16 protein-coding genes are annotated in these 19989 nt (G+C 64.2%); 5 read left to right on the forward strand and 11 right to left on the reverse strand.

Annotated elements, in window-relative coordinates:
• The first annotated feature begins 87 nt into the window (after positions 1-87).
• The 3 genes from ACV1FX_RS24760 to ACV1FX_RS24770 all read left to right on the forward strand — a co-directional run bounded on the left by ACV1FX_RS24760 (position 88) and on the right by ACV1FX_RS24770 (position 2950).
• Entirely contained in the window at positions 88-867 is a 780-nt protein-coding gene (locus ACV1FX_RS24760) for an SDR family NAD(P)-dependent oxidoreductase (protein WP_473120186.1), read from the forward strand.
• A gap of 123 nt (positions 868-990) precedes the next feature.
• Entirely contained in the window at positions 991-1368 is a 378-nt protein-coding gene (locus ACV1FX_RS24765) for a VOC family protein (protein ID WP_473120187.1), read from the forward strand.
• A 307-nt stretch (positions 1369-1675) separates the two neighbouring features.
• Complete coding sequence (locus ACV1FX_RS24770; protein ID WP_473120188.1) at positions 1676-2950, forward strand: acyl-CoA dehydrogenase family protein; 1275 nt, start codon at positions 1676-1678, stop codon at positions 2948-2950.
• Positions 2951-3074: 124 nt separating this feature from the next.
• On the opposite strand, the gene yghU is transcribed toward ACV1FX_RS24770, so the two are convergent.
• Complete coding sequence (gene yghU, locus ACV1FX_RS24775; protein ID WP_473120189.1) at positions 3075-3956, reverse strand: glutathione-dependent disulfide-bond oxidoreductase; 882 nt, start codon at positions 3954-3956, stop codon at positions 3075-3077.
• Between the two features lie 498 nt (positions 3957-4454).
• Between yghU and ACV1FX_RS24780 the strand changes: the two genes are divergently transcribed.
• On the forward strand, positions 4455-5981 hold the full coding sequence (locus ACV1FX_RS24780; protein WP_473120190.1) for an acetyl-CoA acetyltransferase: 1527 nt from the start codon (positions 4455-4457) through the stop codon (positions 5979-5981).
• Between the two features lie 114 nt (positions 5982-6095).
• On the opposite strand, the gene ACV1FX_RS24785 is transcribed toward ACV1FX_RS24780, so the two are convergent.
• The 6 genes from ACV1FX_RS24785 to ltnD all read right to left on the reverse strand — a co-directional run bounded on the left by ACV1FX_RS24785 (position 6096) and on the right by ltnD (position 15524).
• Complete coding sequence (locus tag ACV1FX_RS24785; RefSeq protein WP_473120191.1) at positions 6096-7298, reverse strand: efflux RND transporter periplasmic adaptor subunit; 1203 nt, start codon at positions 7296-7298, stop codon at positions 6096-6098.
• The gene (locus tag ACV1FX_RS24790; protein ID WP_473120192.1) at positions 7285-10470 is read right to left on the reverse strand and encodes an efflux RND transporter permease subunit; all 3186 of its coding nucleotides are present in this window, start codon (positions 10468-10470) and stop codon (positions 7285-7287) included. The genes ACV1FX_RS24785 and ACV1FX_RS24790 overlap by 14 nt, the downstream gene beginning before the upstream one ends.
• A 197-nt stretch (positions 10471-10667) precedes the next feature.
• A complete protein-coding gene (locus ACV1FX_RS24795) occupies positions 10668-12359 on the reverse strand; it encodes a methyl-accepting chemotaxis protein (RefSeq protein WP_473120193.1) in 1692 nt (563 codons plus the stop codon).
• A gap of 181 nt (positions 12360-12540) precedes the next feature.
• On the reverse strand, positions 12541-13818 hold the full coding sequence (otnK, locus tag ACV1FX_RS24800; RefSeq protein WP_473120194.1) for a 3-oxo-tetronate kinase: 1278 nt from the start codon (positions 13816-13818) through the stop codon (positions 12541-12543).
• A complete protein-coding gene (otnI, locus tag ACV1FX_RS24805) occupies positions 13815-14597 on the reverse strand; it encodes a 2-oxo-tetronate isomerase (protein WP_473120195.1) in 783 nt (260 codons plus the stop codon). The genes otnK and otnI overlap by 4 nt, the downstream gene beginning before the upstream one ends.
• 12 nt (positions 14598-14609) lie before the next feature.
• A complete protein-coding gene (ltnD, locus tag ACV1FX_RS24810; protein WP_473120196.1) occupies positions 14610-15524 on the reverse strand; it encodes an L-threonate dehydrogenase in 915 nt (304 codons plus the stop codon).
• 118 nt (positions 15525-15642) lie between these two features.
• Between ltnD and otnC the strand changes: the two genes are divergently transcribed.
• Positions 15643-16308: a 3-oxo-tetronate 4-phosphate decarboxylase gene (gene otnC / locus ACV1FX_RS24815; RefSeq protein ID WP_473120197.1), complete on the forward strand. Its 666-nt coding sequence runs from the start codon at positions 15643-15645 to the stop codon at positions 16306-16308.
• Positions 16309-16672: 364 nt separating this feature from the next.
• Here otnC and ACV1FX_RS24820 read toward each other — a convergent pair whose 3' ends face one another.
• The 4 genes from ACV1FX_RS24820 to ACV1FX_RS24835 are packed head-to-tail and all read right to left on the reverse strand — an operon-like array spanning position 16673 to position 19944.
• Entirely contained in the window at positions 16673-17377 is a 705-nt protein-coding gene (locus tag ACV1FX_RS24820; protein ID WP_473120198.1) for an ABC transporter ATP-binding protein, read from the reverse strand.
• A complete protein-coding gene (locus tag ACV1FX_RS24825; protein WP_473120199.1) occupies positions 17361-18092 on the reverse strand; it encodes an ABC transporter ATP-binding protein in 732 nt (243 codons plus the stop codon). The genes ACV1FX_RS24820 and ACV1FX_RS24825 overlap by 17 nt, the downstream gene beginning before the upstream one ends.
• On the reverse strand, positions 18089-19066 hold the full coding sequence (locus tag ACV1FX_RS24830) for a branched-chain amino acid ABC transporter permease (protein WP_473120200.1): 978 nt from the start codon (positions 19064-19066) through the stop codon (positions 18089-18091). The genes ACV1FX_RS24825 and ACV1FX_RS24830 overlap by 4 nt, the downstream gene beginning before the upstream one ends.
• Positions 19066-19944, reverse strand: coding sequence for a branched-chain amino acid ABC transporter permease (locus ACV1FX_RS24835; protein WP_473120201.1), 879 nt, complete (start codon positions 19942-19944; stop codon positions 19066-19068). Before ACV1FX_RS24835 ends, ACV1FX_RS24830 begins: the two co-directional genes overlap by 1 nt.
• Positions 19945-19989: the final 45 nt, after the last annotated feature.

Consider the following 19989-nt stretch of genomic DNA (forward strand, 5'->3'; position numbering starts at 1 on the left):
AGGCTTGTCCATGGTGATCGGGACATAGCGGACAATCTTGTGCGCACTGGCTGATGCGCATCATGCTAAAAAAACGGGGAAACGCCCATGACCATTTTCGATCTCACCGGCCGCGTCGCGGTGATCACCGGCGGCAATGGCGGCATCGGGCTCGGCATTGCGCAGGCGCTCGCCGCGCAAGGCTGCAACGTCTCGATCTGGGGCCGCAACGCCGAAAAGAACAAGACTGCCGCCGCGAGCATCGTGGGCTCGCCCGGCAAGGTCGATGCCCGCGTCTGCGACGTCACCGATCCTGCATCGGTGAATGCGGCGATGAAGGCGACGCTCGACACGTTCGGCCGTGTCGACGGCTGCTTTGCCAATGCCGGCATCGGCGGCGGCGGCAGGCGTTCCTTCGTCGAGCGTACCGAAGAGGAATGGCGCACGATGTTTTCGACCAATCTCGACGGCGTGTTCCACGCATTCCAGGCCGCGGCAAGGCACATGACCGACCGCGCCAATGCCGGCGATCCCTTCGGCCGGCTGGTTGCGACGTCGAGCCTTGCCTCGATCTTCGGCACCGCGCGCAACGAGCATTACGCCGCGACCAAGGCCGCCATCAACGCACTGGTACGTGCGCTCGGCGTCGAGCTGGCGCGCTACGGCGTTACCGCAAATGCGATCCTGCCCGGCTGGATCAGGAGCGACATGACCGCCGGCATCATGGCCAACGAGAAATTCGTCGCCAACGTCATGCCGCGGATTCCGCAGCGGCGCTTCGGCGAGCCGTCGGATTTCGGCGGCATCGCGGTGTACCTGATGAGCAAGGCATCGTCCTATCACACCGCGGATACGTTCGTGATCGACGGCGGCTATACTGCGTTTTGATTTTGTCGACGTAGCCCGGACGGAGCGCAGCGCAATCCGGGATGGTGCAAGCCGAGGGACTGGTCCCGGATTACGCTGCGCTCCATCCGGGCTAAAAGAATTCTACCAAGGGGGAAAAGGGCAATGTTCTCACACGTAATGATCGGCACCAACGATCTGGACAAGGCCAAGGCATTCTACGACAGGCTGCTGGCGACACTCGAAGTGCGGCCCGCGCGTGTCGACGGCCATCGCATCTTCTACATCACCAAGTCGGGTATTTTTTCCGTCAGCAAGCCGATCAATGGCGAGCCTGCCACGGCCGCCAACGGCGGCACAATCGGCTTTGCCTGCAGTTCGACCGATCAGGTCGACAAATGGCATGCAGCCGGCGTCGAAGCCGGTGGAACGCCGATCGAGAATCCGCCTGGCATTCGCGAGGGATCTGGGGCCAAGCTCTACCTCGCCTATCTGCGCGATCCCGACGGCAACAAGATCTGCGCGATGCACCGGATGATGTGAGCGGGCAATCGCGGGCGATGACCCGCGAGGGAGCGGACGCACGCTCCCCAATCTCGTCATTGCGAGCGCAGCGAAGCAATCCAGACCGTCGCCGCGGAAAGATTCTGGATTGCTTCGCTGCGCTCGCAATGGCGGTGAGTGTGAGCAGCAGCACAGCTATTTCCAGCGCTTCAAACATCGTTTGATCCGCGCCGCAAAAATTCCGCCGCGTGGCAGGGTGCATCTCCCAAAAAACCACGCTCGCGCTTTCGACTAGCCGCGTCTATTGTCGCGGCAATCGCAGCTCACTCAATCGGGAGGAACAAGAATGAAACACGCCTATGTGCCCCGCACCACCAATTACACGCTCAATCCCGGCGACGAGCTCAACGATCTCAGAATGTCGGACCAGGTCCGGCCACTCTATGACCATGTGAAGAAATTCATCCGCGAGACGGTCGAGCCGATGACGGCGGAGTTCGTCAGGCACGGCGAGAAGAAAGACGACCGCTGGAGCTTTACGCCGGGTCAGCTCGAGGTGCTCGAGAAGGCCAAGAACAAGGCGAAGGAGGAAGGCCTCTGGAACTTCTTCCTGCCCGATGACGAGACCGGCAAAGGGCTGAAGAACCTCGACTACGCCTATATCGCGGTCGAGCTCGGCAAGAGCCCGCTGGCCTCGGAGACCATGAACTGCTCGGCGCCCGACACCGGCAACATGGAAGTGCTGGAGCGCGTCGGCACCAAGGCGCAGAAGGAGAAATGGCTGAAGCCGCTTTTGAACGGCGAGATCCGCTCGGCCTATGCCATGACCGAGCCGAACGTCGCTTCATCCGATGCCAAGAACATCTCGACCACCGCGAAGCTGGTCGGCGACGAATGGGTCATCAACGGCGAGAAGTATTACATTTCGGGCCTCGGCGACCCCCGCTGCAAGATCATGATCGTGATGGTCAAGACCAATCCCGATGCGCCGCCGAGCAAGCAGCAGTCGCAGATCCTGGTGCCGAAGGATACGCCCGGCGTCGAAATCCTGGGACCGATGCACGTGTTCGGGCAGGACCACGCGCCGCGCGGTCACATGCATATGCGCTTCAACGATGTCCGCGTGCCCAGAGACAACATCCTGCTCGGTGAAGGCCGCGGCTTCGAGATCTCGCAATTGCGCCTCGGCCCGGGGCGCATCCATCACTGCATGCGCACCATCGGCAAGGCCGAGAAAGCGCTCGACATGATGGTGCAGCGCGGGCTCACCCGCGAAGCCTTCGGCAAGAAGATCGCCCATCTCGGCGGCAACCTACAGATCATCGCGCAGGCGCGCTGCGAGGTCGAGGCGATGCGGCTGATGGTGCTGAAGGCGGCAAAGGCCATGGACGTGCTCGGCAACAAGGAGGCGCGCGTCTGGGTCTCCATGGTCAAGGCCATGGTGCCGGAGCGCGCCTGCACCATCATCGACCAGGCGATCCAGATGCACGGCGCCACCGGCATCTCGCAATGGACGCCGCTCGCCGAGATGTATCAGGACGTCCGACACCTCCGCTTTGCGGACGGCCCGGACGAGGTGCACTGGATGGTGGTCGGACGGCACGAGCTGAGCATGCCGTGAAGATGCGGCTGTCGTAGCTATCGTAGAGTGGGCAAAGGCGCGCTAGCGCCGTGCCCACCATCCACACGGATCCACATAAGTGGTGGGCACGCTTCGCTTTGCCCACCCTAACTCGTGGAGAGATTTACGACGCAGCCGCCGGCTGAAGCTTATCCTGCGTCTTGGTCTCGAAATCCGATGCGTCGTGACGCTCGTGCAATTGACTCGCAGGATCGCCGGAGACGCGGTTGACCATACGGCCGCGCTTGACGGCCGGGCGCTTGGCGATCTGGTCGGTCCAGCGCTGCACGTTCTTGTAGTCCTGCACGGACAGGAATTCGCCCGCGCCATAGACCAGCCCCTTGGCGAGCGCGCCGTACCAGGGCCACACCGCGATGTCGGCGATCGTATACTCGCTGCCGGCAAGGTACTCGCTCTCGGCAAGCCGCCGGTCGAGCACGTCGAGCTGGCGCTTGGTTTCCATCGCAAAGCGGTCGATGGCGTATTCGATCTTGGTCGGCGCATAGGCGTAGAAGTGGCCGAAGCCGCCGCCGAGATAGGGCGCGCTGCCCATCTGCCAGAACAGCCAGGACATCGCTTCGGTACGCGTCTTGATGTCCTTGGGCAGGAAGGCCCCGAATTTTTCGGCGAGGTAGACCAGGATCGAGCCGGACTCGAAGATTCGGATCGGCTCAGGACCGGAGCGGTCCAGCAGTGCGGGGATCTTCGAGTTCGGATTGATGGCCACGAAGCCGCTGCCGAACTGGTCGCCCTTGCCGATATTGATCAGCCAGGCGTCGTACTCGGCGCCCTTGTGGCCGAGCGCAAGCAGCTCCTCCAGCATCACTGTCACCTTCACCCCGTTCGGGGTCGCCAGCGAATAGAGCTGGAGCGGATGCCGGCCCACCGGCAACTCCTTGTCATGGGTGGGACCCGCGATCGGTCGGTTGATGCTGGCAAACTGCCCGCCACTCGGTTTATTCCAGGTCCAGACTTTGGGCGGCTCGTAGGCGGGTACGTCGGTCATGAAGAAGGGCTCCAGCGCGGAAGGCGCGTGCGGTGTTAGCTAGCGATAGCGGCGAGATTGGCAATAGCGCCGGGTTGCATTGGCAGATGGGCGCCCTCCCCGTTTTGTCATGGCGAGCATGGCATCCGTCTGGCGCCTGCACGCAAGAAGCCCATGGCGAACCGGCTTTGCATGACGGCAAGGCCGGGCTGGCTTTTCCCAAAGCAACAGTAGCGGCCGGCCGCCGGAGGGACGGATGCAATTGCCGATCTGCGACATGCCGGGAATCGAGTTCCCGCCGTTCGCCTTCAGGCAGCATCGGCGGGCGCCGTGGTCCAGGAGTTCAAGGAAGAGTCCGCCGAAGCCTCGAGCACATGAATGCGCTGGTGGCAGAATGATAACAAACAGTCATTGCGAGCGAAGCGAAGCAATCCAGACTGTCTCCGCGGAGATACCCTGGATTGCTTCGTCGCTTCGCTCCTCGCAAAGACGAAGCAATTGATATCGTGAATCGAAGTCATGTCAGACAAGACCAGCATCCCACCGGACCGCATTCCCGTCATCGTCGGCGTCGGCGAGATCGTTGACCGGCCCCACGAGATCGCCAGGGGCCTCGAGCCGCTCGACCTTCTCGAACGGGCGCTGCGGCGCGCCGAAGAGGATGCCGGCACAAAGCTGCTCGGCGAAATCCAGTCGCTCGACGTCGTCAATTTCCTGAGCTGGCGCTATCGCGATCCCGAAAAACTGCTGGCGCAGCGGCTCGGTATTGAACCTTCGCATTGCTACTACGGCCCGGTCGGGGGCGAGAGCCCGATCCGCTATTTGCATGAGGCGGCGCTGCGCATCGCGCGCGGCGAGTGCAACGTCGCCGCCGTCTGCGGCGCGGAGGCGCAGTCGACTGCGACCAAGGCCGAGCGTACCGGCGCCAGGCTGCCTTGGACGCCGTTTGCGCATGACGCCGAGGAGCCGAAGCGCGGCGCTGCGTTCCAGAAGCCGCTTGCCGTGACGCTCGGCGTATTTCGTCCCGTGACGGTCTATCCCTTCTACGAGGCGGCTTCCTCCGCGCATTGGGGCCAGACGCCGCGTGAGGCAATGGCGGAGTCCGGCACGTTATGGTCGCGCTATTCGGAGGCCGCCGCGCAAAATCCCAATGCCTGGTTGAAGCGGCGCTTTGCGCCGGTCGAGATCACGACGCCGACCGCGGACAACCGCCTGATCGCCTGGCCCTACACGAAGCTGATGGTCGCCAATCCCATGGTCAATATGGGCGGCGCGCTGATGCTCACCAGCCTTGCGAAAGCACGGGCGGCCGGCGTTCCCGAGGACCAGTTGGTCTATCCGCTCGGCGGTGCCTCGGCCGAAGAGCCGCGCGACTACCTCCTGCGCGACCAGTTTTATGAAAGCCATGCGCAGAACGCGGTGCTGAAGGCGGTGATGGATCTCGCCGGCCGCGACGGCAAGACATTCGACGCGATCGAGCTCTATAGCTGCTTTCCTTGCGTGCCGAAGATGGCGCGGCGGACGCTGGGCCTCGGGCCCGACGTTCAGCCGACCGTGACCGGTGGCCTCACCTTTTTCGGCGCGCCGCTCAACACCTACATGACGCATGCCGCCTGCGCGATGGTGCGCAAGTTGCGCGCCGGCGGCAAACTCGGGCTGCTCTATGGCCAAGGCGGCTTCGTCACCAAGCACCATGCGCTGGTGGTGTCGAAGACGCCGCCGCACGAAGCGCTGGCGCAAGAAACCAGCGTGCAGAGTGAGGCCGACCGCAACAAGCGCGCGGTACCGGAGTTCGTCACCGAGGCCGGCGGCAAGGGCAAGGTGGAGAGCTTTACGGTGCTCTATGGCCGTGGCGGCGATGTCGAGCACGGCGTCGTCATGCTGCGCACGGAGGACCGGAGGCGAACGCTGGCGCGCATTCCGGCGAGCGACTACGCAACGCTGGCGCATCTGCTCGACATGAATCGCACGCCGGTCGGCTCGCGCGGCGAGATCACGATGGCCGCGGATGGCGTGCCGGAGTGGCAGGCAAGCAATATCTTGTAGCAAGGGTGAGCAAAGGCGCGACAGCGCCTTGCCCACCATTCCGTCGAAGATCTGCAGTCTATGGCACCGCTCCGCAGAGCCGGCAGAAAGCAGCACACCTGATGCGAGTGGACCCTACCCCTTCGGATCCTGCTTCTCCGAGGCCGTCGCCGGCTTACCCCTGGCGGCGGCGCCAACCACGCGGACCTGATCGCCGTCGGCGAGGCCGTCCGGTGGCGCGGTGATGACACGGTCGTCGGGAGCGATGCCGGAGGCGAGCTCGATCTCGCGGCCGAGATCGCGGGCTATGGTCACGGTCTTGAACTGCACCTTGTCCTCGGCGGTGACGGTCGCAACGCGGAGGCCGCTGCCGTTGAAGATCAGCGCGCTTGCGGGAATGCTGAGCGGCGTGGAGTCGCGCTGCAAACTCAGCTTCACGCTGGCATAGCCGCCGGGCATCAATTCGCCGCTGGAATTGTCGAGCCCGAGCTGCATGCGCGTCGTGCCGGACGAGACGTCGACAGCCTGCGAGGAGGCTTCGACGGTCGCAGGGAAGGTCCGGTTCGGATATTCCGGCAGCGTGATACTGGCCTTGGCGCCAATCTTGATCGCCGGCACATAATTCTGCGGCACGTTGACATAAACGCGCAGCCTGGTGATGTCCGATATCACAAACATCGCCGGTCCCGAGCCGCCCCCGGCATTGATCAGCGCGCCGACATCGGTGTCGCGCGCGGTGACGACGCCGTCGAACGGTGCGGTGATCTTCTTGTAACCGGCGAGCGCCTCGAGGCGCTCGACATTGGCCTGGCCCGAATTGACGGCAGCCTTCTTGTTGGAGAGATCGGCAGTGCGCTCGTCGATTTCCTGCGCGGAGACGAAGTTCGAGGCGACCAGCGTCTTGCGCCGGTTCAGGGTGGCTTCCGATAGTCTGGCGCTCGCCTGCTGGCTTGCAAGATCGGCGCGGGCCTGCAGGAGTTGCTGATCGAGGTCCGGCGCCTCGATCTCGGCGATCACCTGACCCGCCTTGACGCGGGCGCCGATGTCGGCGCTCCAACTCTTCAAATATCCGGAGACGCGCGCGAAGATCGGGGCGCGGTAATAGGCTTCAAGCCGACCCGGCAGGTCGATGGTGGCGCTGAGCGCCTTGGCGTTGGGCAGGGTCACCGCGACGCTCGGAACGGCCTGGTCGTCAGTCCACTGTTTCAGCTTGGCGCCCTGCTCCTCGCGCGCGCGGATACCCGTGCCGACGACGAGACCCGCCGCAATCAGCGCCACCACGCCAAATATGCCCAGTTTCCGGCGCGAGACCGGCGAGCGGGGTTCAGTGGGCGGCATGCGGCTTCTCCAGCGAGGCAGCGGCGGCGGCTTTGGCGCCTTGTTTCTTGTGTACCATACTAAAGACCACGGGAACAAACATCAGCGTGGCGAAGGTCGCGAAGATCAGGCCGCCGATCACGGCGCGCCCCAGCGGAGCATTCTGCTCGCCGCCCTCGCCGAGCCCGAGGGCCATTGGCGCCATTCCGATCATCATCGCGAGCGCCGTCATCAGCACCGGACGGAACCGGACGAAGCCCGCTTCCAGCGCCGCGGCAATGGGATCGCCGAGCTGCTCATAGCGCTCTCGTGCGAAGGAGATGACAAGCACGCTGTTGGCCGTCGCCACGCCCATGCACATGATGGCACCAGTGAGGGCCGGCACCGACAGCGTCGTCTCGGTCGTGAACAGCATCCAGACGACGCCGGCGAGCGCCGCCGGCAGCGCGGTGATGATCACGAAGGGATCGGACCAGGACTGGAAATTCACGACGATCAGAAAGTAGATCAGCACCACGGCGGCCAACAAGCCGAACAGCAGGCCGGTGAAGGCGCTGTTCATCGTCTGCACCTGGCCGAGCAGCACGACGGAGGAGCCCTTCGGCACCTCCCTGGCGGTATCGGCGATCACCTGGCGGATGTCGGCGGCGACAGCGCCGAGATCGCGGCCTTGCGTCGTCGCAAAGATCTGCACCAGCGACTGGATGTCGTATTGCGACACCACCGCGCTCGAGGTCGAGCGCTTGATGTCGGCGATGCCGCCGAGGATCGGCGACTGCGCATTGCCGGCAGCCGTGATCGGCAACGTCTGGAGCGCGCTCAGCGAGTCAATCTGGTATTGCGGGGTCTGCATCACGATCGAATAGGACACGCCGTTATCGGGGTTGAGGTAGTAGGTCGGCGCGACCTGCGACGATCCGGCGAGATTGACGACGAGACTGTTGGTGACGTCGCGCTCGGTCAGGCCGACATATTGCGCACGGGTACGGTCGACATCGATATTGAAGGTCGGGTTGTTCGGCGATTGCTGGATGCGCGCATCAGCCACGCCGGGGATGCGCCGCACCCTGGCGAGCAGCTTGTTGGCATAGGCGAAATTGGCATCGAGATTGGCGCCGCGGACCTGCAGGTCGATCGGCGCCGGTGCGCCGAAGTTGAGGATCTGGCTGACGATGTCGGCCGGCAGGAAGGAGAAGCTGACGCCCGGGAACAGCCGCGGCAACTGCTCGCGCAGCACGCGCACGTGTTCCTCGGTCGGCTTATGGCCCTCCTTCAGCTTGATCTGGATGTCACCATCCTGCGGACCGATCACGCCGGTGTTGTTGTAGGTCATGTTGATGCCGGAGATCGGCATGCCGATGTTGTCGGTGAGCGTCTCGATCTCGCCCGGGATCAACTTGCGGATCGCCTTCTGCACGTCGGCAAGCTGGTTGGCGGTCTCCTCGACGCGGGTGCCGACCTGGGTGCGAACATGCATCAGGATGTTGCCGGCATCCACGGCGGGGAAGAAATTGCGTCCCAGAAACGGCACCAGCGCGAACGATGCGCCGACCACGCAAAGGAAGCCGATCACGAACACCGCGCGGTGCGCCAGCGCGAGCGACAGCAGCCCGCGATAACCGCCCCGGATGCGCTCGAACCGCGCCTCGAAGCCACGCTGGAACCAGACGAACGGATTGCGCGACTTCGGCGGCCCGCCTTCATGATGGACATGCGCATGAAGCAGGTAGTTCGCCATGGTCGGCACCAGCGTGCGCGACAGAATGAACGACCAGATCATCGCGAACATCACGGCTTCAGCCATCGGCACGAACAGGAAGCGCGCCACGCCGGTGAGAAAGAACATCGGCACGAACACGATGCAGATGCAGAGCAGCGAGACGAAGGCCGGCGTCACGATCTGGTTGGCTCCGTCCAGGATCGACTGCTCGACCGGCTTGCCCTGCTCCAGATGGTAATTGATGTTCTCGATGGTCACGGTGGCGTCGTCGACCAGGATGCCGACGGCAAGCGCGAGGCCGCCGAGGGTCATGATGTTGAGCGTCTCTCCGATCGCCGACAGCATGATGATCGCGCCGAGCACCGACAGCGGGATCGAGATCGCGATGATGATGGTCGAGCGCCAGCTCCCGAGGAAAAGCAGGATCATCACGCTCGTCAGCAGCGCCGCGATCAGGCCTTCGAAGGCCACGCCCTCGATAGCGCCGCGCACGAACACCGACTGATCGCCGATGAAGCCGATCTTCAGCGCATCCGGAAGCTGGTCCTTGACCTCGACCACCTTCTGCTTGATGCCGGAAATGATATCGAGCGTGGAGGTCGCGCCGGCCTTCAGCACCATCATCAGCACCGAGCGGTTGCCGTCGACGTGAACGATGTTGGTCTGCGGCGGGTTGCCGTCGCGCACCGTCGCGACGTCGCGCACATAGACCATCGCGCCGTTGACGGTCTTGATCGGCAGATTGCCGAGCTCCTCCATCCTGAGCGGCGAGTTGTTGAGCTGGATGTTGTACTCGAAGCTGCCGATTTTCTGGGTGCCGACCGGCGTGATCAGGTTTTGCGCGGCAAGCGCGTTGGCGACGTCCTGGCCCGAGAGCCCGCGCGCCTGGAGCGCGGAAGGATCGAGGTCGATCTGCACCTGGCGCTGCTTGCCGCCGAACGGATACGGGATCGCCGCGCCCGGCACGGTGACCAGCGGTGTACGGAGCTGGTTGATGCCGATGTCGGCGAGGTTCTGCTCGGTGAGTCCCTCACCGGACAGCGCCACCTGGATGATCGGTACGGTCGAGGCCGAGTAGTTCAGGATCAAGGGCGGCGTCGCGCCCGGTGGCATCTGCTTGAGCAGCGTCTGCGAGATCGCAGTGACCTGCGCGTTCGCGGTACGGATATCGACGTTCGGCTGAAAGAAGATCTTGATGATGCCGAAGCCGTTGTATGAATTGGCGGCGATGTGCTCGATGTCATTGACCGTCGTCGTCAGAGCGCGCTGGAAGGGCGTGGTGATGCGGCCGGCCATCTGGTCCGGCGGCAGGCCGGTGTACTGCCAGACCACGCCGATCACGGGAATGCGGATGTCCGGGAAGATATCGGTCGGCGTCCGCAGCGCCGCGAGCGGTCCGACGATCAGGAGCAGGAGCGCGAGCACGACAAAGGTGTACGGCCGGCTCAGGGCGATACGAACGAGTGCTATCATTCGCCAATCAGTTCCAGATCGAGCGCGAGAAGAGGAATCCGCCCCCTGCGGGGATTCCTCTTTCCCTTTACCGGAACACCGAAGGAAGCGCCAACGCCAAGCGCTTCCACTCATTCACTTCCCTGCTACCGCACTGCGGCACAGGCATCGCAGCTATGCGCCTCACCGTCGGCCGGCGAAGGCCCGGGACTATGCGCTCAGGCCGCGCGAACGTTGGTCAGAAACTTGCTGACCTCGGTCTTCAGGCGGCTCGAATCGTTGGACAGCATCTGCGCCGCCGACAGCACCTGCGAGGATGCGGTGCCGGTCTCGGTCGCGCCGCGCTGCACGTCGGTGATGTTGGAGGAGACCTGCTGCGTGCCCTGCGCCGCCTGCTGCACGTTGCGGGCAATCTCCTGGGTCGCGGCGCCCTGCTCTTCCACGGCCGCTGCAATGGCCGAGGAGATCTCGGAGAGGCGCTCGATGGTCGAGGAGATCTCCTTGATCGCACCGACGGAGTCGTTGGTGGCGGCCTGGATGCCGGTGATCTGCTGGCCGATCTCGCCGGTCGCTTTGGCGGTCTGCTCGGCGAGCGCCTTCACTTCGGAAGCCACCACCGCGAAGCCGCGGCCGGCTTCGCCCGCACGCGCCGCCTCGATGGTCGCGTTCAGCGCCAGAAGGTTGGTCTGGCCGGCGATGGTGTTGATCAGCTCGACGACGTCGCCAATGCGGGAGGCCGCCTTGGAGAGCTCGCTGACACGTTCGCTGGTGGTGCGGGCCTGGCCGACGGCGTCGCCCGCCATCCGCGCCGATTCCTGGACCTGGCGGCTGATCTCGCCGACCGACGAGGCCATCTCCTCGGTGGCTGAGGCCACCGACTGCACGTTGGTGGAGGCTTCTTCCGAGGCGGCAGCGACGGTGGTCGCCATCTGCTGCGAACGATCGGCGGTCGCCGTCAGCGTCGAGGCCGAGGCTTCGAGCTGGGTCGAGGCGGACGAGACCGTCTGCACGATCTCGCCGATCATGGATTCGAATTCGCGGGTGATGTTGTCGACGCGACGGCCGCGCTCGATCTTGATCTCCGCATCGTGTGCGGCAGCTTCGTCAGCCGCCTTCTTGGCGATCAGCGCCTCCTTGAAGACCTGGAGAACGTCGGCCATGGCGCCGATCTCGGTCTTCTCGCCCTGGTGCGGCACTTCGGCGGTCAGGTCACCCTTGCCGAGCGCCTGCATCGGCTCGACGATGGAATTGATGCCTCTAGAAATATCGCGGATCATGTAGAAGCTGAGGCCGACGCCGATGACGAGCGCGGCGCCGAGAATGACGGATACCAGCATGAAGGCGAAGGCATAGCTGTCGGCGGCGTCCTGGGCGGCCTGATCGCCGCCCTTGTTGTTGAGCTCGATACCCCTTCTGAGCACATCGTCCGCCTGGAGGCCGATCGTGCCAACGATTTTAGCGTTCAGCTCACGCGCTTCGCGCGGGATCTTGCCGACGTCCTTGCGCGACAGCGCCATGACATCGTCCATACCCTTCTTGTAGTCGTCCCACAGCTTGGACCATTCGCTGTACAGGGCTCGCTCCTCCGACGAGGTGATCATCGGCTCGTATTCCTTGCGGGACTTGGCCACTGCCTCGACCACTCCTGCGACTGTCTTTTCCGCCGCAAGCTTGTCCTCGGTCGTCTCGGCCAACAGATGACCGCGTATCATGGTGCGATAAGTGATGGCACCGGCGCGAAGCTCGCCAAGCACCCGCACGCTGGGAAGCCAGTTCTTGGTGATGTCGACCGTGTTGGCGTTGATCGACCGCATTTTCATGACGGCAAGCAGACCCATGCCGGTCATCGCCACCAGCAGAAAGGCCACGACGCTGATGATCTTGGCACGAATGGAAATCTTCGCGAGCATTGCTTCAGTCTCTCGTGTAGGACCGGGGCTTTTCGGCCACGACCGCGCGTCAGGAAATAGCTGCAACCCAAAGGAGTGCAGCCGCCATCCAACACTAAAGGAACTGAGCAGATGTTAACTACGACCCCGTACGAGTACGGAACGCGAAAGAAATAAACAGAGGACTAAGAGAGCCCTGCGCTTAGCGCATGAGGCCAAGCGCATCGGTGAAAAACTCCGGCCCGCCGAAATTGCCTGATTTAAGGGCAAGCAGCATGTTGCCTTCCTCGGCACCAACCGCGCGCAACACCGGCACGCCCGCAGCGATTTCCGCGCCGACGAGGAAGCCGGGAATCTTCAGGCGGTCAACGACGGCGCCCGACGTCTCGCCGCCGGCGACGACCAGGCGCCGAACACCCGATTGCACCAGCCCTTCGGCGATATCGGCCATGGCCTGCTCGATGGCATGACCGGCCGCATCGCGGCCGTGACGTGCCTGCACCGCTGCGACCGCCTCGGGCGTCGCGCTCGAGGCGATCAGCAACGGACCATCAGCGAGCCGTGGTTTCGCCCAGGTGATCGCGCGCTGTGCTTCGCTTCCGCCTGCGACAATTTGCTCGGGATCGAGATGCAACACCGGCATGACACGTTCGGCATTCCCGATCTGCGCAAGGGTCGCCTGCGAGCAGCTTCCGGCGAGGCACGCTGCCGGTCCGCCGACCGGCGCGCTCGCATCGGTGGCTGCGACATTCGGACTCACCCTTCCCGTCGAGACCAGTGCGCGCGCCAGGCCGAGTCCGATGCCGGAAGCACCGACCGACAACCGATGGCCCGCGGCAACGAGACCGATGGTCTCGAGGTCGCGGTCGAACACGGCGTCGATGATCGCTGCGCCCGTGCCCTTGGCCGAGAGCTCGGAGAGCTGCGCACGCACGGCATCCGGGCCGCGTGTCACGCCAGCGAGGTTGACGAGGCCGACTTTGGTCCGGCTCTGCCGCGCCAGCACCCGCACCAGGTTGGAATCGTGCATCGGGTTGAGCGGATGGTCTTTCAGCGGGCTCTCGTTGAGAGGAACACTGCCGACGAAGAGATTGCCCTGGTAGACGGTGCGGCCGGTCTCCGGGAAAGCCGGCGTCACCAGCACGAGCGCCTCGCTGCAGTCTTCGCGCAGGGCGTCCATGACCGGGCCGATATTGCCGGCGTCGGTGGAATCGAAGGTCGAGCAGATCTTGAACAACACATGGCTCGCGCCGCGGCCGCGCAGCCATTTCTCCGCCGCGCGCGAGCGCGTCACCGCAAGTCCCGCCTCGATCGAGCGACTCTTCAGCGACACCACGACCGCATCGACCTCAGGCAGCGCCAGATCGTCGGACGGCACGCCGATGGTCTGCACCGTGCGCAGGCCCGTCCGCGTCAGCGTGTTGGCAAGATCGGAGGCGCCGGTATAGTCGTCGGCGATGCAACCCAGCGCAAGTGTCACGACTTTGCTCCAGCGTAGGGCTTGAACCAGGCGAGACCATCCGTGGTCTTGCCACGCGGATTGTATTCGCAGCCGACGAAGCCGGCATAACCGAGACGGTCGAGCTCGGCGAACAGGAAGGGATAGTTCAGCTCCTCGCTATCGGGCTCGTTGCGCGAGGGGATGCTGGCGATCTGGACATGGCCGATGATCGGCATCATCTCACGCAGGCGCATGGTGACGTCGCCATGGATGATCTGGCAGTGATAGATGTCGAACTGTAGCTTCAAATTCGGCAACCGCAATTCCTGGACCACGTCGCGTGCGAAGCCGAAGTCGTTGAGGAAATAGCCGGGAACGTTGCGCGAATTGATCGGCTCGATCACGATGTCGATGCCGTGCGGCGCAAAGAATTCCGCCGCCCACGCCACCGACTTGTAGAAGGCCTCGATCGCGAGGCGATCGCCGCGGTTGGCGATGCCTGCCATCAAATGCAGACGCTTGACGCCAGTCGCCTGGGCGTAAGGGAGTGCCGTCTCGAGACTCTGCTTGAGATCTGCGAAGCGCGAGGGCAACGCCGCAAAGCCCTTCTCGCCGGCATCCCAATTGCCGGGCGGCAGGTTGAACAGCGCCTGCGTGAGCCCGTTGCGCTTGAGCCGCTCGCCGACCGCGTCGACCGGGTGGTCATAGGGAAACAGGAATTCGACGGCGGTGAAGCCGGCCTGTGCGGCGGCATCGAAGCGGTCGAGGAACGGCACCTCGGTGAACATCATCGAGAGGTTGGCGGCAAAACGGGGCATGGCATCGTCCTCTTATTTTTCGCCGGGCAGCTTCACGCCGGTGACCTGCGCATACATCCGCGCCACCGAAGCATCGTCGTCGCGGCCCATGCCGGCGGCGGCCGTCATCAGGAACATCTGGAGCGCGGCAGCCGAGACCGGCACCGGGAATTTTGCCGATCGTGCCATGTCCTGAATGATGCCGAGGTCCTTCACGAAAATCTCGACCGCACTCCGCGGAGTGTAGTCGCCGTCCAGCACGTGCGGCATGCGGTTCTCGAACATCCAGGAATTGCCGGCGGACGCCGTGATCACCTCGTACACTTTCCGGATGTCGAGGCCCTGCTTGGCGGCAAAGGCGATCGCTTCCGAGGCAGCCGCGATGTGCACGCCGGCCAGGAGCTGGTTGATCATCTTGAAGGCAGCGCCCTGGCCCGCGGCATCGCCGAGCTCGTAGAGCTTGGCCGCCATGGCATCGAGCGCGGGGCGCGCCTTGGCAAAGGCGGCCGGACTGCCGGAGGCGAGAATCGTCAGCTCGCCTTGCGCGGCGCGCTGCGCGCCGCCGGAGATCGGCGCATCCAGATAATGCCGGCCGGTCGCCTCGAGCTGCCTGGCGAGGCGCCTTGCGACGTCGGGATCCATGGTGGCGGACGAGATGAAGACGCTGTCCTTCGGCATGGTTTCGGCCGCGCCATCCTTGCCGAACAAAATCGCCTCTGTCTGCGCGGCGTTGACGACGACGCTGACGACGACATCAGCCTCCTTCGCCGCCTCCGCCGGCGTCTTCCCGCCTGCGCCGCCATCCTTGACGAAGCGTGCGACCGCGTCGGCCGAGACATCGCAGCCGGTGACGGCGAATCCCGCCCGTTTCAGCGATGTGGCCATGCCAAAGCCCATCGAGCCGAGGCCGATGACGGCGATACGCGGTTTTTGCGAGGCTGACGACATGCGATTGATCCCTTGGAACGTTCCTCAATGGCCGGTTCTCGGCGGCCACTTGAACCGCATATCACGGCTTGGCCGCGCTGCCAAAGCGTGAGACAACGAAGCTAACAGGGCCCCTTTCATGAGCAATGACAGCAAACTACGCGAGGATATCTGCCGCTTCGGCCGCTCGTTGTTCGAGCGCGGCCTGACGCCGGGCTCCTCCGGCAATATCAGCGTCAAGCTCGACGACGGCGGCTGGCTGGTGACGCCGACCAACGCCTCGCTCGGCTTCCTCGACCCGGCCCGGCTGTCGCGGCTTGATGCCTCCGGCCGGCTCGTCTCGGGCGATGCGCCAACCAAGGAGGTCCCGTTGCATACGGCGCTCTACGACACGCGGGGCGCGGCGCGCGCGATCGTGCACCTGCACTCGACCCATTCGGTCGCGCTCTCGATGCTGCCCGAGATCGACCCGCGCGCGGCCCTGCCGCCGATGACGGCCTATTATTTGATGAAATGCGGCACCACCGCGCTCGTGCCCTATTACCGCCCGGGCGATCCCGCGGTGGCGGATGCGATCAAGGGGCTGGCGGGGAAATATTCATCAGTGCTGCTCGCCAATCACGGCCCGGTCGTCGCCGGCGACACGCTGGAAGCCGCCGTGTTCGCGACGGAGGAGCTGGAGGAGACGGCGAAACTGTACCTGCTGCTGCGCGGGATGAACCCGCGCCATCTGTCGCCGGAGCAGGTGAAGGATCTGGTGAAGGTGTTCGGGCTGACGCTGCCGGAGCATGGGGAGCATCACTAGCGCCCGCCCGTCATTGGCGCGACGATGTCGCCTCAACCACCGCCTGTCATTCCCCGTGATCCAGTACGCCGCGGCTTCTCCGTATCCCATCGCTGCCTCTGGAATACTGGATCGCCCGCCCCAGTGCGCAAGTGCGCACAAGGCGGGCGATGACACTGAGGGAATGGCAAGGATCTGCCACAAGATCGTCTTTGCAAGCGCCAGCCACATCCGCCACCGTCATCCTAAGGTGCGAGCCCTGCGATGCGTTGGCATCGCAAGGTGAAGCCTCGAAGGATGGGCAGCGGGCGCCTGCGGCTCATCCTTCGAGGCGCGCAAGAGCGCGCACCTCAGGATGACGTTGGTGTAACTGGAGATAAAAGGATCAAAGCCCCAGATACGCCTTCCGCACGTCCGGGTTGCCCTTGATCTCCGCCGAGGGCCCCTGCATCAGCACGCGGCCGGTTTGCAGGATGTAGGCGCGGTCGGCGATCTCGAGGCATTCGGCCATGCGCTGCTCGACGATCAGGACGGTCATGCCGGCGTCGCGGATGCGTTTGACGGCCTGAAAAATCTCGTCGACGAGCTTTGGCATGATGCCCTGCGAGGGCTCGTCCAACATCAACAGCCGAGGGCGCGTCATCAACGCGCGGCCGATCGCCAGCATTTGCTGCTCGCCGCCGGAGAGCGTTTCGGCGCGCTGCTCGAGGCGTTCCGACAGACGCGGGAACAGATTGAAGACGAGTTCGAGCGGGCCTTCGCGGTTTGCTTCGCTTCGGTAGAGATAGCTGCCGAGGCGAAGATTATCGCGCACCGACAGGCGCGGGAACAGGCGGCGGTTCTCCGGCACATAGGCGATGCCGGTGGCCGTGATATGATGTTGCGCCATGCCGTCGAGCCGCTTGCCGTCGAACGTCACGGTGCCTGAGCGCAGGCGCTCGGCGCCGGCGATGGATTTGAGCAGCGTCGACTTGCCCGCGCCGTTGGCGCCGGCGACACAGACGATCTCGCCCTTCTCGACATCGATCGACACGGAGGAGATCGCAACCAGCCCCTGATAGGCGGTCGTGACTTCACGCACCGACAGCATGACGATCTCCCAGATACGCGCTGATCACCTTGGGATCGCGGACAACGTCGGCGGGCTTGCCCTCGACCAGCACCTTGCCGAGGTCGAGCACGATGGCGCGGTCGACCAGCGGCATCACGATCTCCATGACATGTTCGACCATCAGCACGGTAATGCCGGCATCGCGCACCTTGCGCACCAGCGCAACACCGGTCTGTGCTTCCGTCGGCGTGAGACCGGTGAGGACTTCGTCGAGCAGCAACAGCTTTGGCTCGGTGGCAAGCGCGCGCGCCACCTCAAGGCGACGCTTCTCGGCCGGCACGAGGTCGCTTGCAAGCACATTTGCACGCGCGGCAAGGCCGGTGAACTCCAGCACCTCATGCGCCTTGCGGCGGGCTTCGCGCATCACCGTGTTGCGCACCAGCGCGCCGACGATGACGTTGTCGATGACCGTCATGGTCTCAAAGCTCTTGACGACCTGGAAGGTGCGCCCGACGCCGCGCTGGCAGCGCTCGGCCGCCGGCATGCGCGTGACATCCTCGCCGTCGAATAGAATCGAGCCTTGCGTCGGCGGCAGGACGCCGGCGATGAGATTGAACAGCGTCGACTTGCCGGCGCCGTTGGGGCCGATCAACCCAACGATCTCGCCGCGACCGACCGAGATCGAGACATCCGAGTTGGCGACGAGGCCGCCGAACCGCTGCCAGACGCCGCGGGTTTCGAGGAGCGCGGTCATCGTGCGGCTCCCTTGCGTGACGAGAACAGGCTCACCAGCCCTCGCGGCAGCGCCAGCGAAATCAGGATGATCAGCGATCCATAGACGATGAGGTCAACCCCGCGGCCGGAGCCGCCGATATAGGAGCGCGTCAATTCCGTCAGCGGGATCAGGATGACCGCGCCGAGCGCAGGACCCCAGAGAGTGCCGATCCCGCCCAGCACCGCCGGCAGCGCCATCAGCAGCGAGAACTGGAAGCCCATCACGCTCTCAGGATCGATATAGGAAACGAACTGCGCGTAGAAGCTGCCGCCGACCGCGACCAGGAAGGCCGAGACGGCCGCGGCGCCCATCTTGGAATCGAACACGTCGACGCCCAGGCTCTCGGCGGCCTGCGGGTTGTCCTTCACAGCGCGCCACCAGAAGCCCCATTTGGAATCTTCCAGCCACCAGGTGACGAACCAGGCGACGCAGGCGAGCGCGAGGGCAAAATAGAAGTAAGGCAGCTTGCTTCGCGTGAACTGGAACTTCAGCCAGCTATCGCCGCGCACGGGAATGTCGATGCCGAGCGCTGCGCCCGCCCAATCCCAGTTCTGGATCAACAGCAGCGCAATCTCGGCGATCACGATGGTGGCAATCGCGAAATAGTGGCCGCCGAGGCGGAAACAGGGATAGCCGAGGGCCATCGCGATCGCTGCGGAGATCAAGCCGCCGGCGATCATCCCGAACCACGGCAGCACTCCGAACTTCATGAAGAGAAGCGCGGTGGTGTAGGCACCCAACCCGAAATAAAGCGCGTGCCCCAGCGAAATCTGTCCGCAATAGCCGGACAGGATATTCCAGCTCTGCGACAACGCTGCGTACATCAGCGTCAGGATCATGATGTTCTGGACGTAAACGTCCTTCACGAACAGCGGCACCAGCGCTGCGATCACCGCGAGCACGGCGGCTATGATCAGATCGCGGCGGCGCCGCGCGGAAAAATTCTTGTCCATCACATCGACCCGAACAGGCCGCGCGGCCGGATGAAGACCACGAGGAGATAGACGGCGTAGATGCCGACCGATTTCAGCGATGGCGGCAGCACCAGCGCGGTCATTGCTTCGACCAAGCCGACCACGATACCGCCGGCAAAGGCGCCGAACACGCTGCCGAAGCCGCCGAGCGCCACCGTGACATAGGCGATCAGCGCAAAGGACGCGCCGACGTCGGGATAGATATAGAAGAAGACCGCCATGATGGCGCCGGAGAGACCGACCAGGGCCGCGCCAAGGCCCCAGCCGAGCGCGAACACGCGGTTCTTGTCGATGCCGACCAGCGCGACAGCGCCGGGGTCTTCACGGGTTGCCTCCAGCGCGCGGCCGAAATCGGTGCGGTTGATGAAGAAATAGAGCCCGGCAAAGGCTGCGATCGACACCAGGGCGCCAACGAGCTGCGGCGCCGGCAGGAAGATGCCGGCGACCGAGACGGTCTTGCCGCCGAGCCAGGAGTGCGTGATGCTGCGATAGTCCGGCGTGAAGAAGAGCTGGGCCAGGCCCCGCATCACGATTGCCAGGCCAAAGGTTGCGAAGATCTGCACCATGCCGGCATTGGCCTTGGCACGCATCGCAAAGCGAACAACCAGCAGATAGATCAGGGCCCCGAACACGAACAGGGCCGCGGCAACGAGCGGCGCCGAGAGCAAGGGATCGATCGCAAAGAACGCGAACAGGAAGAAGGTTGCATACATCGCGATCATCAGGAACTCGCCATGAGCGAAGTTCACGACGTCCATCAGGCCGAAGATCAGCGCGAGCCCGACGGCGATCAGTCCGTAGAGCAGCCCCATCAGGAGGCCGCTGGCCAGTGACTGGATAATGGTTTCGGCTGTCACTGGTGCAGCTCCACATGCAGGATGTTCCAGCAGAACTCCGTCATT

This window comes from Bradyrhizobium ingae (assembly GCF_055791185.1).

Excerpts from the sequence above, each read along its gene's own strand:
- ACV1FX_RS24760 (WP_473120186.1), top strand. The coding sequence starts at position 88 with ATGACCATTTTCGATCTCACCGGCCGCGTCGCGGTGATCACCGGCGGC.
- ACV1FX_RS24765 (WP_473120187.1), top strand. The coding sequence starts at position 991 with ATGTTCTCACACGTAATGATCGGCACCAACGATCTGGACAAGGCCAAG.
- ACV1FX_RS24770 (WP_473120188.1), top strand. The coding sequence starts at position 1,676 with ATGAAACACGCCTATGTGCCCCGCACCACCAATTACACGCTCAATCCC.
- yghU (WP_473120189.1), bottom strand. The coding sequence starts at position 3,956 with ATGACCGACGTACCCGCCTACGAGCCGCCCAAAGTCTGGACCTGGAAT.
- ACV1FX_RS24780 (WP_473120190.1), top strand. The coding sequence starts at position 4,455 with ATGTCAGACAAGACCAGCATCCCACCGGACCGCATTCCCGTCATCGTC.
- ACV1FX_RS24785 (WP_473120191.1), bottom strand. The coding sequence starts at position 7,298 with ATGCCGCCCACTGAACCCCGCTCGCCGGTCTCGCGCCGGAAACTGGGC.
- ACV1FX_RS24790 (WP_473120192.1), bottom strand. The coding sequence starts at position 10,470 with ATGATAGCACTCGTTCGTATCGCCCTGAGCCGGCCGTACACCTTTGTC.
- ACV1FX_RS24795 (WP_473120193.1), bottom strand. The coding sequence starts at position 12,359 with ATGCTCGCGAAGATTTCCATTCGTGCCAAGATCATCAGCGTCGTGGCC.
- otnI (WP_473120195.1), bottom strand. The coding sequence starts at position 14,597 with ATGCCCCGTTTTGCCGCCAACCTCTCGATGATGTTCACCGAGGTGCCG.
- ltnD (WP_473120196.1), bottom strand. The coding sequence starts at position 15,524 with ATGTCGTCAGCCTCGCAAAAACCGCGTATCGCCGTCATCGGCCTCGGC.
- otnC (WP_473120197.1), top strand. The coding sequence starts at position 15,643 with ATGAGCAATGACAGCAAACTACGCGAGGATATCTGCCGCTTCGGCCGC.
- ACV1FX_RS24820 (WP_473120198.1), bottom strand. The coding sequence starts at position 17,377 with ATGCTGTCGGTGCGTGAAGTCACGACCGCCTATCAGGGGCTGGTTGCG.
- ACV1FX_RS24825 (WP_473120199.1), bottom strand. The coding sequence starts at position 18,092 with ATGACCGCGCTCCTCGAAACCCGCGGCGTCTGGCAGCGGTTCGGCGGC.
- ACV1FX_RS24830 (WP_473120200.1), bottom strand. The coding sequence starts at position 19,066 with ATGGACAAGAATTTTTCCGCGCGGCGCCGCCGCGATCTGATCATAGCC.